Annotated in this window: 14 protein-coding genes and 8 tRNA genes; 1 reads left to right on the top strand and 21 read right to left on the bottom strand. The window is 37.1% G+C overall.

What is annotated here, in order from left to right; genetic code table 11:
- Positions 1–25 precede the first annotated feature (25 nt).
- The 11 genes from hypB to msrA form a co-directional block, all read right to left on the bottom strand.
- A complete protein-coding gene (gene hypB, locus E7274_RS09465; RefSeq protein ID WP_044936910.1) occupies positions 26–694 on the bottom strand; it encodes a hydrogenase nickel incorporation protein HypB in 669 nt (222 codons plus the stop codon).
- Between the two features lie 418 nt (positions 695–1,112).
- Positions 1,113–2,009, bottom strand: coding sequence for a LysR family transcriptional regulator (locus E7274_RS09460; protein WP_304175508.1), 897 nt, complete (start codon positions 2,007–2,009; stop codon positions 1,113–1,115).
- A gap of 15 nt (positions 2,010–2,024) precedes the next feature.
- Complete coding sequence (locus E7274_RS09455; protein ID WP_304175506.1) at positions 2,025–2,789, bottom strand: class I SAM-dependent methyltransferase; 765 nt, start codon at positions 2,787–2,789, stop codon at positions 2,025–2,027.
- Entirely contained in the window at positions 2,789–3,568 is a 780-nt protein-coding gene (locus E7274_RS09450) for a class I SAM-dependent methyltransferase (protein WP_304175504.1), read from the bottom strand. The genes E7274_RS09455 and E7274_RS09450 overlap by 1 nt, the downstream gene beginning before the upstream one ends.
- A gap of 92 nt (positions 3,569–3,660) precedes the next feature.
- A complete protein-coding gene (locus E7274_RS09445) occupies positions 3,661–4,338 on the bottom strand; it encodes an ABC transporter ATP-binding protein (protein ID WP_304175502.1) in 678 nt (225 codons plus the stop codon).
- Complete coding sequence (locus E7274_RS09440) at positions 4,317–5,123, bottom strand: ABC transporter ATP-binding protein (RefSeq protein WP_304175500.1); 807 nt, start codon at positions 5,121–5,123, stop codon at positions 4,317–4,319. Before E7274_RS09440 ends, E7274_RS09445 begins: the two co-directional genes overlap by 22 nt.
- Positions 5,124–5,142: 19 nt before the next feature.
- A complete protein-coding gene (locus E7274_RS09435) occupies positions 5,143–6,702 on the bottom strand; it encodes an ABC transporter substrate-binding protein (RefSeq protein WP_304175498.1) in 1,560 nt (519 codons plus the stop codon).
- Positions 6,703–6,759: 57 nt separating this feature from the next.
- Positions 6,760–7,584 (bottom strand): nickel transporter permease, encoded by an 825-nt coding sequence (gene nikC / locus E7274_RS09430; RefSeq protein ID WP_304175496.1) that lies wholly within the window; start codon positions 7,582–7,584, stop codon positions 6,760–6,762.
- Entirely contained in the window at positions 7,581–8,522 is a 942-nt protein-coding gene (nikB, locus tag E7274_RS09425) for a nickel ABC transporter permease (RefSeq protein ID WP_304175494.1), read from the bottom strand. Before nikB ends, nikC begins: the two co-directional genes overlap by 4 nt.
- A gap of 129 nt (positions 8,523–8,651) precedes the next feature.
- A complete protein-coding gene (locus tag E7274_RS09420; protein WP_044936895.1) occupies positions 8,652–9,152 on the bottom strand; it encodes a hypothetical protein in 501 nt (166 codons plus the stop codon).
- 2 nt (positions 9,153–9,154) lie between these two features.
- Complete coding sequence (gene msrA / locus E7274_RS09415) at positions 9,155–9,640, bottom strand: peptide-methionine (S)-S-oxide reductase MsrA (RefSeq protein WP_304175492.1); 486 nt, start codon at positions 9,638–9,640, stop codon at positions 9,155–9,157.
- 177 nt (positions 9,641–9,817) lie between these two features.
- Between msrA and E7274_RS09410 the strand changes: the two genes are divergently transcribed.
- Entirely contained in the window at positions 9,818–11,209 is a 1,392-nt protein-coding gene (locus E7274_RS09410) for a prolyl oligopeptidase family serine peptidase (RefSeq protein ID WP_304175490.1), read from the top strand.
- A gap of 77 nt (positions 11,210–11,286) precedes the next feature.
- Here E7274_RS09410 and E7274_RS09405 read toward each other — a convergent pair whose 3' ends face one another.
- The 10 genes from E7274_RS09405 to E7274_RS09360 form a co-directional block, all read right to left on the bottom strand.
- The gene (locus E7274_RS09405; protein ID WP_304175488.1) at positions 11,287–11,955 is read right to left on the bottom strand and encodes a hypothetical protein; all 669 of its coding nucleotides are present in this window, start codon (positions 11,953–11,955) and stop codon (positions 11,287–11,289) included.
- 19 nt (positions 11,956–11,974) lie between these two features.
- Positions 11,975–12,958 (bottom strand): C39 family peptidase, encoded by a 984-nt coding sequence (locus E7274_RS09400; protein WP_304175486.1) that lies wholly within the window; start codon positions 12,956–12,958, stop codon positions 11,975–11,977.
- Between the two features lie 269 nt (positions 12,959–13,227).
- Positions 13,228–13,301, bottom strand: a tRNA-Arg gene (locus E7274_RS09395).
- Between the two features lie 30 nt (positions 13,302–13,331).
- Positions 13,332–13,415 (bottom strand) — tRNA-Leu (locus E7274_RS09390).
- 27 nt (positions 13,416–13,442) lie between these two features.
- Positions 13,443–13,515 (bottom strand) — tRNA-Val (locus tag E7274_RS09385).
- Between the two features lie 22 nt (positions 13,516–13,537).
- A tRNA-Asp gene (locus E7274_RS09380) sits at positions 13,538–13,611 on the bottom strand.
- Positions 13,612–13,631: 20 nt separating this feature from the next.
- A tRNA-Ile gene (locus E7274_RS09375) sits at positions 13,632–13,705 on the bottom strand.
- A gap of 63 nt (positions 13,706–13,768) precedes the next feature.
- Positions 13,769–13,841, bottom strand: a tRNA-Thr gene (locus E7274_RS09370).
- A 21-nt stretch (positions 13,842–13,862) separates the two neighbouring features.
- Positions 13,863–13,934 (bottom strand) — tRNA-Glu (locus E7274_RS09365).
- 5 nt (positions 13,935–13,939) lie between these two features.
- Positions 13,940–14,012, bottom strand: a tRNA-Asn gene (locus tag E7274_RS09360).
- Positions 14,013–14,106: the final 94 nt, after the last annotated feature.

Raw genomic sequence — 14,106 nt, 5'->3', positions numbered from 1 at the left:
CTTATATAAAGCCGAACATTTAAAACTATTTTACTGCAGCAATTTCATCCTCTAACCATGCAACAACTTCATCAAGTCCCTCGCCAGTCTTTCCACTTACGAAGAAAATCTTTGCATTTGGATTGAGCTTTAAGATTCTTTCTGTAACTTTTTCTTTGCTAAAATCAAAATACTCAAGAGTATCTATCTTATTAATTAATACTACGTCACTAATCTCGAACATAAGAGGGTACTTAAGTGGTTTATCGTCTCCCTCTGGAACTGAAAGCAACATAAGGTTTTTATTAGCTCCAACATCAAACTCTGCTGGACAAACAAGATTACCAATGTTTTCCAAAATTAATAAATCAAAATCAGTTGTGTCGTATTCCATCAATGCACGACTTGTCATATCAGCATCTATGTGACAAAGTCCCATATTGTGAATCTGGATAGACTGTACTCCTGTAGCATCAGCTACACGCTGAGCATCGATACTTGTTTCAATATCAACATCCATCTCTCCGATTTTGTATTTATCTTTCATTCTATTAATAAGAGCAGAAAGTGTAGTTGTCTTTCCTGATCCAGGACCAGACATTACATTCAAAAAGAATGTTCCCTGCTCTTTCATTTGATTTCTAATTGCATCAGCTGCTGCTTCGTTTTCCGCAAATACACTTTCACCGATTTCAATTACTTTAACTTCACCCATTATTAATACTCCTAACTAAAAAACATACGAATTACTCGTATGATTTATTATACCTATACGGCGTATAAAAAACCATATCTATTTAAAAAGGAAGCCCTAGCTTAAAGTAGTAAGTCACTCCTTTTGTTTTCGTGTGAATTTTTATAATTTCGTTGTGAATAAAAAAAAGCCGGCGCCAACGCGCCGACTGGAAGTTCGGGGAGTGCGACCAAAGTTGCCCTTGGTCGCTGAGTTATGAAAAATTTGGTATTAGCTTTTCGCTAGTACGATATAGAATATAACACTTAATACACATTTGTGCAAGTCTTTTTTCATAATTTCTTCACAATTTTTCAGAATTTATTTTTTGTCAAATTATCCCTCAAACCCTTGAATATTCACGCTTTATCACTTTACTCAAAAGAAGAGTTTCTAAAAATTAAAGTAGTTGTTTCTTAATATAATCCACAAATGCCCTTGATTGACTGCTTTGTCTTCCCTTCTCATTTGTAATGATTCCGAAGTCAATACTGCCTCTTGTATTTTTAAGTCGAATTCCTGGTCTAATTCCTAAATCATAACTATTAAAGCTATCCGCACTAAGATTTGCTAATGAATTATTTTTCAATAATGCATGCATAACATAATCACTATTTGTAATTACAGCAATATCGTTTTTAATATTTACAGGCTCACCATCCTCCGTTTGGAATGATTCCTGTCTGATATAATCATCCTGCTCAGACTGAATATACTTTAAATCATGTATGATCTTGCTCGAATAATCTCTATTCTGCTGAACATCATCTGGCTGGAAATAAATCATTCCATCCACAGACTTTAGTCTTTCAAATTTCAACTGATATTTTTTTATTTCATATTCAAACTGTAATCTTGTATCAGGAAATACGTATACAAATCCAACCTCATCCTCCATTATTCTCATACGATTAATGATATTATGGGTTGTGTCTGTATGAATGTTATAGCAAACATCATCATCTTTATTTAATTCATAAAAATCAGAGAAACAATTTGCTAACCAGGAACTATGGTTGATGCTGATTTTGACTATATTATGATTTTCCACACTGGATGTTTCTAATGCTTCGAAATCAGAAACAAGAACACTTGCCTTACTATGAAACTTTAATCCCTCATAGGTTAGCGCAATACCCTTGCTCTCTCTTTGAAAAAGGTTATAGCCTAATTCCTTTTCGAGAGCGGATATTACCTTGCTAACACTGGATTGAGTTGTATATAAAACCTTTGCCGCTTCACTAAAAGACCCCACATCTGCAGCTACAACAAAGTATTTTAATTGCTTTATTTCCATAATAATCCCCCATCATTATGCTTTAATAGCTTTGATGCTAAACATTTTGTCTGGTATATAAAACTCGTCATGCTCCAAAAAGATTCTGCTACCAAAATCTTTATCAACCTCTACCAAAGAAAAACCTACATCTTCCAAAACGTGTTCATCCCAATGAGGTCTATCTAACATACTAATTGTGAGCATGTGATAAATATCGTGACATTCCTCCTTCAGACTATCAGCTATATCCTTGTGAGCAAGGTTCTCTGGGCTTTTAAGGTTATGAGCTCCCTTAGCATATTCTGCATCAAAATTAAGCAGTACTCCACCCTTTTTAAGAACCCTGTGCCACTGAACGTATGCATCAATAGGATGTGGAAGTGTCCATGTAAGATTTCTGCTGATTACCACATCAAATTCTTCATCACCAAAATCAAGATTCTCTGCATCTCCAACTATTGCTTTTACCCTAGAAGAATCCATATCGTATATACGAATCATTTCATTGGCTTTAGCAACCATCTCTTCAGTTAAATCGATACCAGTAACACTGTGCCCAAGCTTTCCTAAAATAATTTCAAAAAATCCAGCTCCACACCCAACATCAAGAATTTTAAGACTTCTTCCAGTTGGTAAATACTTTTCTATTTCCTTAAGCCATCTATCAGCTTTATTGCTTTCTATTTCATCATGTCTTAAATCGAAAAAGCCATCTGCTCTTTTAGTCCAGTAGCTTTCTACTTTTTCTTTTATATCATCTGCCTCTTCATCAAAGGCAATATAGTGTAACTCACCCATTAAAATAACCCTTTTACCGTTCTAACCATAAATAGTGGGGTAGAATTATAATTTATCCTTTCTTTTTCGGAATAAAGTCTGCTTCCTATGTCCTCGATAACAGACACCTGTCCTGCATCAATGCTATTTAAAAAATCCAAATCCCACTTAGGACGAATTTTATCTGTAAGTGGCAATGAACGAGCAATGTGCTCCATCTGCTCAAAATTATCGCCAATGTTGTAGTCTTCGAGACAACTGTTTTTGACATTGTCTCGATCTATTTTATACTGCTGAAGCTTATCTTCATCTACTAAATATGAATACCAATTTGCGTCAAACACTAGCATCAGTCCGCCTGGCTTCAAAACAGAAAGCCACTGCGAATAAGCGCTCGCAGGGTCTGGAAGATTCCATGTAAGATTTCTTGAAAAAACCACATCAAAAGAATCTTTTTCAAATGGAAGGTTTAATGCGTCTCCCTGAACAAAACTGATTTGTTTTGATAATTCACCTGCATTAGCCTTAGCTTCTGCAAGCATGGTATCTGCAAAATCGCAGGCAGTAACCTGGTAGCCTGCTTCTGATAAAATGATAGATATAAAACCAGGGCCTGCGCCAACATCCAAAATTCTTATTGAGCCAGGCATCCTGTCAGGGTAGCATTTAGATATCTCTGACACCAAAAACTCTTTCCATGTATCGTGCTGAATCCCAGATAATTCTTCTTTATTTACTTCTGAATAGCCTTTGGCTCTGTTAATCCAATAGGCTTTATTATCATTAGCTAACTTTTCCATAATCTTAAAAACAAAAAACTATTCAGAAACTGGATTGTCTCCGAACAGTTTTTATTTTACTTTATTTTACTGTTAATAGCCATAGTTTTGGGCTATGTTGGACCAAAAGTTCTTTTTGTTGTGCCATTTTCAATCAGAATAGCTCGATCACAAAACATTTCTACAAGTGCCATGTTATGACTGATAAATATAATAGTCAGATTCTGTTTTCGTCTAAGCTCCTGTAACAATTCAATTACCTGTTTTTGTACAGTAGCGTCCAAGGCGCTAGTGGCCTCGTCGCAGATAAGTATATCCGGGTTCATAGCTAATGCTCTTGCTATGGCAGCTCGCTGACACTGACCTCCGCTGAGTTGGTGTGGGTATTTATTTTTCAGTTCACTTTGTAGACCACACATATCAAAAAGATAATCTATCTTTTCGTCAATTTCGGCCTGGGGTACCCCCTTATTTTTTAAGCCTTCACCTACACCATAACCAATAGTTTTACGGGGATTAAAGGATTCATTTGGGTTTTGAAATACCATTTGACTTCCAAGTCTAATGCCCTTTTGCTCTTTTCCATTGATGATTATCTTTCCATTTGTAGCAGGAATCAGCCCAAGCATTATTCTTGCCAAGGTGCTTTTTCCACTTCCGGACTCTCCAACTATTCCGAGACATTCACCTTTATTCACCTGAAAAGAAATGCCCTTTAGGACTTCTGTATTCTGTTTATCATTCCTAGAAAATGTCTTACATATATTTTCTACTTTAATGAAAGGTTCCATCCTTTTCTCCCTGAAACTGGCACTGCGTCACATAAAAGCTTTGTATAATCGCTTTTAGGATTATTTAAGACCTCTGTTGCCTTGCCATATTCCATTACTGTTCCATCTTTTAAAACTAATATTTTGTCTGCTATTCTTGGCACAATCGACATGTCATGAGTCACAATAATAATTGATGTTCCAAGATTTTTACGCATGTTATTAAGTTCCTCTAAAACCATATCTGTAGCTTTAGGGTCCAGTGCACTTGTTGGCTCATCCGCCAAAAGTAATGGTGGATTTAGAAGCATCGCAATAGCAATTCCAACACGTTGATTCATTCCACCTGACAGCTCAAATGGATAGCTTTTCCATAGCTTTTCCGGTTCGCTAAAGTTTAGTTTATGGAATAGCTCCAATGCTTTTTCTTTCACTTCTTTTTTACTTATTTTTTCATGAGCTCTCACCGCTTCTGTTATCTGGTCTCCGATTGTCCTTATTGGGCAAAAGGAACCTAATGAGTCCTGGAAAATCATTCCTATTTTTTTACCGCGTATATTTCGATACTCTTTTTCCTTTTTAGAAAAGAGATTTTCATCTTCGAATACCACTTCACCTTCAGTTATTTTTCCATCTGAATTTAGTATTCCAATTATCGACTTAATTATTGTAGATTTACCACTGCCAGATTCACCTACTAAAGCAAGTACCTCACCCTTATTAATAGAAAAGCTTACGCTATTTACTGCCACTTTTCCATCAAATTCTATACTTACGGAATTGTAATCAAAAAAAGTTTCATTCATAGCGTAAGCTCTCCTCAAATTAATTAATGTCTAATTCTGCTGTAAGCTCATAATAATCACTAGAATGAGCTGTCAATCCTGTTACATTTGCCTTGCTAATCATGCTCATACGAAGGAATGAGCAGAATACAAATGCATCATCATCCAAAATTATTTGCTGCATCTGAACAGCTAAATCGTTTCTTTCATCAACATCAAATGTGTTGTTCATCTCCTGTGCAAGCTCCTCTAATTTTGCATTAGAATATGCTCCTCGATTCTTTGTTGAATCAGACAAACAGTGTGTGCTAAAGAAATACATTGGGTCACCAATACCAGCTGTAACAAATGCTGCTGCATATACATCCCAGCCTGTAGGCTCTGAAACGATTGTGCCGTGGTCAGCTGTTACATTTAACTGTACATCAATTCCGATATCTTTTAGATTAGCCTGGGCGCTCTCAGCTAAAAGAGGAAGCTCCTGTCTGCTAGGATATGATACCCAATTAATTGTTAATGTCTTTCCATCTTTTTCTCTGATTCCATCACCATCAGTATCAACCCAACCTGCCGCTTCAAGAACTTCTTTAGCCTTTTCAGGGTCATACTCCTTGGCATTTACACCCTCGCCAAATGGGAATGAATCAGGGAATGCACCTGCACCAACATAACCATATCCATTTAATAACGTATTTACGAATCCTTCTTTATCAATACCAAGAGCAATTGCCTCTCGTACTGCATCATCCTTTATGATATCTGAATTATAGTTCATCTGAAGATAGAAAGCTCGGCTTGTTGCTGTGCTTGTAAATACATAATCATCATTTTCAAATAATGGATAACTTGCATATGCCATACCATAAGCAGCGTCAATATCTCCATTCTGAAGTGCCATTGCAAGTGTATCTCCATCAGAGATAGTAAGAACAGTTACTTCATCAATATTTACATTTCCACCCCAGTAATTCTCGTTCTTTACTAGATTAATATGATCATCTGTCACTAGCTCTGTTGCAACAAATGGACCTGTACCAACAACAATTCCATCTGCATTTCCAGCTGTAACATCTATGATACAACCATAAGGGTCGCAAAGATAATTGATTAATGTTGGCTTTGGTGTTGTAGTTTTAATTGTAAGCTCAAGCCCATCTGCCTCAATTGAATCAATTGCTAAATCTCCTGCTGCACGTTCATGAACTGCAACCAAATCCTCGATGCAAGCCTTTACTGCCTCTGCATCACAAGGATTTCCGTTAGAGAATGTTACGCCATCCTTAAGTGTAATTTTCCATGTTAATTCATCAATGCTTTCATAACTTTCAGCAATCCATGGCTCAAGTTCCATATTGTCATTGAACTTAAATAGTGTCTCTCCCACACCGTAGCGGATTGCTGCCCATCCACAATATGTATCATGTGGATCAATATTTGCCTCTTCATTTTCCGCATTAAATGTTGTGTCTCCAAGGACAAAAGTCTTCTTTCCTGATTCTACATTAGAATCAGCTGTCTGATTCTCTGCTTTTGTTCCACAGCCTACAAATGTAGCTGCTGTGAGAGTCAAAGCAAGCATTATTGCTACTAACTTTTTCATTATAAATACTCCTTTTTATATATTAAAAATTTCTTTACTAAAGAAATTTCTAATTCTTTATTTCTTTAACGATCCTGATATATTTTTAGGGTCTATAGCATCACGAAGTGTATCTCCAAAAAGATTGAAAATAACAACTGAAATAAAAATTGCAATTCCTGGTGACAATACAACCCATGGATAGGTCTGTAGCATGCTTCGTCCATTGGACATCATACTTCCCCACTCTGCTACAGGTGGCTGTGCCCCAAGTCCCAAGAAGGATAAACCTGCAATCTCCATCATCATAGTTCCAATATCCAATGTAGCTGTCACTATAATTGGACCTATGATATTTGGAATCACATGACGGCTAATTATTTGTAATGAATTATCTCCTGCCAGTTTTGCAGCCTCAATATATGTGCTATCTTTTATGGATAATGTAAGTCCTCTGGCAACCCTGGAATACTTTGGCCAGCTTATAACCGCAAGTGCGATTACCGCATTTACGATACCTCCACCTAGTATTGCTGCTACTGCCAGAGCAAATACTAATCCTGGGAAAGCAAGACATAAATCTGATATTCTCATAACAACAAAATCAACTTTATTACCAAAGTATCCGCATATAATTCCTATGGTTGTGCCAAATACTGCAATAATTGCTACCAGAGCCAGTGTCGATAATATGCTTACCTGTCCTCCTATTATTACCCTTGAAAACATATCTCTTCCGTAGGCATCTGTTCCCATAAAGTGCTCTAAACCAGGAGCTTGATATGCAACACTCAAATCCTGTTCATATGGGTCATAGGGGCATATATATGTTGCAAAAATTGCCATACAAATAACGAGAAAAACTAAGCAACTCATTATGATTAATTTGATTTTCTTTTTCATGATTCTCTATCCCCCAATCTAATTCTTGGGTCCAAGAATCTGTATGATAAATCTGTAATAAGATTAACGAGCACATAGATAATGGCCATCCACATTACATACGCCTGAATGATAGGATAGTCTCGCATATTTATTGCATCTACTGCCATTTTTCCCACTCCGTCCCACATGAAAATGGATTCCACAATAGCTGTTCCACCCAAAAGACTTCCAATGGATAAGGCCAACAATGTAATTATTGTTACAAGTGTGGCACGAAGCACGCTTCCCATGAGTGTAATTGAAAACTTTACACCTCTTGCCTTGGCTCCAACAATATAATCCTTGCTTAGCTCGTCCAACACAATTGTACGAACCTGACGTAAGTATTTTGAAGACATAGCTATAGCCAAAGTCAAAGTTGGCATAATTATGCTTGTGCTATTTATATCTTTAGATATGATAGGTAGCCAGCCTAACTTGATTCCTAGGAAATACATCAACACAAGTGATACGAAAAAGTTAGGCAGACTATTTCCAATAAAGCTAAAAAATCTAATAACGTAGTCTATGAATTTGTTTTGATATACAGCTGATATAACTCCAAGAGGAATGGAGATAATGACTGTAAGTGCAATTGATGTGACTGTAAGCAGTATTGTGGCTGGAAGCTTTGAAACAAATGTCTCAAATACATCTTTGCCCGAGACATAACTAACGCCCATGTCACCGTGAAGTAAATTGCCAAGCCATCTAAAATATTGAACTAAAAAGGGAGAATTAAGTCCTAATTGTTCCCTTGCCATATCTAACTGCGTCTCTGAAATGACTTGTCCTGTGTTCAACATTTTCTGCTCAACAACATCGCTTCCTGCAAGTCTCATCATTGCAAATGATAGAAATGTAATTGCAAACAGAATCGGTATTAACTGTAATACCCTTTTAATTATATATACCAAAAAAATACCCCTTATTCTTTAAAACATACAAAGTAAATTTTATAGTCATACTTTATATATCTCAATAGATTTAAGGGGTATTAGTTATTCATTTATGTATAGCTTATATTCCGTTTTGGAATACCTTTATTACATGAATCGCTCCATAACTTCTGTGGTATGCATGGCCAAGATTCCTGCTCCAAAAGCTTCCATAATTTCTGTATAGCTATCATCTATAAACATAATCTCGTCCATATTGTAGCCGTCCCGTTCTGCAATCATCTTCATTATGAGAACTTTTTTATGACGTGTTTCTGTTGAAATCAAATCTCCATGATGCTCGAAAACACCTGGGTAACACTCTCTCAGACGGTTATATTTTGAGTTGTATTCAAAAGAGTTGCTACATTCTGTAAGGCCATAAATCTTAACGCCATGATTAAAATGTAAATCATCGATAAGATTCTTTACTCCTCTAGGAGCCTGGCATTTGATGTAAGCATTATTGTTTATATTATATTTAAGCCAGTCGTTAGCATCTTCAAAACCAACTATTCTTTTACCAGCTTCGTTGTACATTTTTAGGCAAAGAAGTGTGTTATCTACATCACCAAACAACACCTTTATCTTTTTTAGCTTCTCCTGCATAATTATGACTCCTTTCGACCGCTTTCTATTAGCTCCTTTTCAAAGGCTTCCGGATTTTTTAAATAATAATCCTGATGTTCTTCCTCTGCCTCATAAAAGCTTTTAAACTTTTCTACGGAGATTTGAACCTTCTTACCTGTCTCCTGCTCCAGCTCCTTTATCTTTTTTTCAGCAATAACTTTTTCTTCATCAGAATTGTAATAGATAGCTAATGTATAAGAAAAACCTTTATCAATGAACTGTCCCTCTCCGTCAAATGGATCAACGTTTGCAAGATAAATATCAAGCAATTTATCATAGGTCACATTTGCTGGATCATATGTCAATTCAATAGTTTCCCTATGTCCTGTCTTTTGTGCCTTAACATCCTCATATGTAGGATTTACTTCATCACCACCTGAGTAACCACATGTAACCTGGTCCACTCCATATATTTTATAAATTGGTGTCACACACCAAAAACATCCACCTGCAAAATATGCTTTCATGATTGTACCTCCAAAACTAGTCTGTAGAAATTATATCACATACCATTGAATTGCATCAGTTTTTTGTTTTACCAATCATCCTTATATTTTAACCAGTTATCAGTCAACTAAATCTGCAGTGTTTATTTGTGCTATTATTCACTCTGTTATCAATCAATATATGGGAGGATTTTTACAATGAGGAAAAAAACTATTTCTCTACTGATGGCATCATTGTGTGTCTTCGGTCTTGTGGGTTGTGGTACAACTGAATCTTCAAACAGTGATGCCACAGTCGATGCAAACACTCCAGTTTCATTAACTGGAACACAAAAAGCTGTAGTAGTTGGTGATGATTGGGGCCCAGCGGTAACTACTACAATAATTCACTTTAATGATTCAATTGATTCTTCATCAGTATCGGCTGATACATTTTCTGTATCTGAAACCAAAGAATCATTCAACTATGCCGCACTTATGGATGAAAACTTTGAAGGTGATCCTTCAGAACACATTACAGCAACTGCAGATAGGACCGTATTAGATGCCTACACCTGTGATGAGAATGGAAACAAAACTGATTCATCTGAATATGTTGCCCTTGAACTATCTTATAGTCCAGATGAGGGTAACCCATTCTGCTACGATGTTTTCACTTGGCAAAACACTGTGTGCTCACCTTATGAATTGGATGTTACATTAAATGATGGTCAAACTTTAAAGAGTGCAGATGGAGCTGATATTTCTGATGTCACAATTGACTCGGCTATTGATTTATCTTTAGATGGTTCGATTTATCCTCAACTTGAAAACGTTGATTTAACAGGAACATATTCAGATGACAAGTATACACTGACATATGGTTCTTATGCTCCAGAAGATGACGGAAATAAACACCCACTTGTTATTTGGATTCATGGTGCAGGAGAAGGTGGTACACAAAACGAAATCGCTGTATTAGGCAACGAAGTAACAGCTTTATATTCCGATGAATTTCAAGAAGTAATGGGTGGAGCTTATGTACTTACACCTCAAACAGATACCTTCTGGCTTACTTATAATGAAAATGGAGATTGGGCCGATAATCCTGGTACAGACTCTGTTTACCTTGAAACATTAAAAGGCCTTATAGATGAATACGTTGCATCTAATCCTAATATCGATACAAATCGTATTTATATTGGAGGATGCTCAAATGGTGGCTATATGACAATGGATATGATTATGAATTATCCTGATTATTTTGCAGCTGCTTTCCCAATCTGTGAAGCTTATGCCGATAGCGGTATTACAGATGCACAGATTTCATCACTAAAAGATTTACCAATCTGGTTCATATATGCTAAAAACGATACAACTGTTGTTCCAGAAGACTTTGAAATTCCAACAATCGAACGACTCGAAGCAATAGGTGCTAATGTTCATTCTTCAGTATTTGACGATGTACATGATACAACTGGCCGCTTTACTGGCGAAGACGGTGAAGCATACCAATACATGGGTCACTGGTCATGGTTGTACTTCTTCAACAATGAATGTGAAGAAGATGGCATAAATATGTGGTCATGGCTTGCGGAACAGAGCAAATAATAACTACTAGATAATAACTTCATTTTTCTTTTACAATATAAAAAGCGCTGGCATTGCCAGCGCTTCTCTTTATCCCATTATTGAATTACGTCAAAATTAAGTATTGTAGCTTCATCATATTCATTCTGAATGCTGTCTACTATGTCAGAGCTTTCTGATTTTGTTTCTTCCCCTGCCACCTCATGGTAATAGAATTCTTCGTTACCCTCATCATCATATTCTATCCATGAAGACTCAACCTCAATTAACTCATTATCTTCAATAGTATATTTTGCAGTTCCATGATAGATTCCAACATATAAATAACCATCTTTAACTGCAAGTGGATAAGCTGTGCCTATAGAGGATACATTTCCAATACACTCTGGCACGCCATCATTGTACACATATATTGCTGAATCTATAGCAGCCATATTGCCATCCATATTATCGTAAGCAAATGTGCATACTAACAAAGCGTCTGTATCACCGATTGTTTCGTTTGTATAGCCCATTCCTGGCTCAAGAACTGTGTCTACAATCTGAGTAAATGTATCACATCCTGATATATCTAAGTTTAATGGATATTCAGCTATTTCAGACTCTACTTCAGTTGTTTCTTCTGACTCTTCTGGTTCACTTTCAACTGATTCTTGTACCTGATTAGTCTCCTCTGAGTTTTCTAATTCTGATGTGTTATCTGTGTTGGACTGTCCACAGCCGACCAATAATAAACCACACAGAAAGCATACGAGTAATTTTTTCATCTCTTCCCCTCCAATTGAACTATATATTATATTTCCAAACACTCTTCATTTGGGATACTAATGTATTTACATCCCAGTGTTTGTTACTATTCTTAGGACTGTTTGGATCATTTACAATGATTTTTCCGTTTGAATCTATTCCAGTTAATACAATAAAATGCCCTGTTTTTGTAAAATCTCCTGGTGACATTGAGCAAATCATAGGCGTTTCGCTGGACAAATTGTCTGTAATATATTCCGAAGAAACATTTCCACTAGAAACGCTCAGTCCGTAATGCCGCGCACCTTCTGTCATAATATCCCAAGATGTTCCCTGACCATATGTATAGTATCCCTTGTCTGATGCATATTCTGCAACAACATATGGATTTATATCTGCATCTTGCTCTAATCCACAAACAACCATTGCAAGACATGTAGGCCCACAACCTGCTACACCTACGTAATTAGCGCCATAGTTTTTATATCCCCATCTTTTATCCCACTGGATAAAAAGAGGAATGTCTTTCTTTGACATTTCATCTGACACATCCATGTCAAGATCAGCATATGCATATTTATTGAAATTCTTAACGTATTCCTCTGCTTCAGGATACTTCTCACCAAACTCGATAACATTATCTGGCACCCCGTCTAAATCATCCTGTTTTGAAATGTTATGAACGCAGAATCCAATTAGCAGTAAAGCTACTAAAGAACAGGCCAAGAAGGATTGACGAATATAATTAGGCTTCTTAGTATGTAGGTGATGAGTTTTTACTGGCTGATACTCATCATAAAATATATCTTCATATGTTTGCTTCTTTATATGTCTCTTGTTACTTCTTTTAATTCCAAATATAAAATGAATAAAAAAAACTAGACCTAAAATAAAAAAGACAATATTGTCATTGTATAACCAATCTGGACTAACATAATAGTCAATCGCCATAAGGCATAACATGGTCAAAGCCAATAACAATATCCCCTGTATTAACCACAAGAAAAAGCCAATTATTCTCATACTTCAATTCCCCATATGTTCTAGACTGTACTACAGCTTATAGTACAGTTTTATCACATCATATAAACACTGTCAATGTTAGCTGTATATGATTATAATAAGGATTTCGCCAAAAATACCATGCGTGAGAGGGCGCTGACGTCCAGTGGACGTCGTTTAGCGCCGACCGAGCCGGCAGGCGAGAGTTCGAACCTGTTCGAATTCGACCTGCCGGTGAGTTAAAAGAAAAAAGAGATAGGTAAAACCTATCTCTTTTTCTTTTAATTTAGCGTGCGTGAGAGGATTCGAACCCCCGACACCTTGGTCCGTAGCCAAGTGCTCTATCCAGCTGAGCTACACACACACAATATTCAGTTTCACTCAAAAGAGTGAATGCCGTAGACCGGAATCGAACCGGTACGATGTCGCCACCACGGGATTTTAAGTCCCGCGCGTCTGCCAGTTCCGCCACTACGGCATCTACAATCAAATTAATGATTGTGAATGGGACCTACAGGGCTCGAACCTGTGACCCCCTGCTTGTAAGGCAGATGCTCTCCCAGCTGAGCTAAGATCCCACAAATAATATAGAACTGGAAACGACCCCAGAGGGACTTGAACCCTCGACCTCCGCCGTGACAGGGCGGCGCTCTAACCAACTGAGCCATGAGGCCATATTATATTTTATAGAAAGTGGACCCTCAGGGACTCGAACCCTGGACCGACCGGTTATGAGCCGGTTGCTCTAACCAACTGAGCTAAAGGTCCATATTGTGTATACAAGCAAGACCCTTATAAAAAAAATTGGCCTCTTTCTACTCAATAGAAAAAAGCCGATGATCGGACTCGAACCGATAACCTGCTGATTACAAATCAGCTGCTCTGCCAATTGAGCCACATCGGCTTATTGTTTGCCAAAGGCAAGTGACTCCGACGGGAATTGAACCCGTGTTACCGCCGTGAAAGGGCGATGTCTTAACCGCTTGACCACGGAGCCATCAGCTCCCCAAGTAGGACTCGAACCTACGACAACTCGGTTAACAGCCGAGTGCTCTACCAACTGAGCTATTGAGGAATATTAATTTGGTTGACTAGCAACCTCAAAACTTCACACAGTATTCCGATACTACATATCTTCTTTTTAGAATAAACCTTCGATCTATTAGTAT

The sequence above is a fragment of the Pseudobutyrivibrio ruminis genome, from assembly GCF_015057245.1.
Taxonomy (GTDB): Bacteria; Bacillota; Clostridia; order Lachnospirales; family Lachnospiraceae; genus Pseudobutyrivibrio; species Pseudobutyrivibrio ruminis_E.
This window is presented reverse-complemented; position numbering and strand designations above follow the sequence as displayed.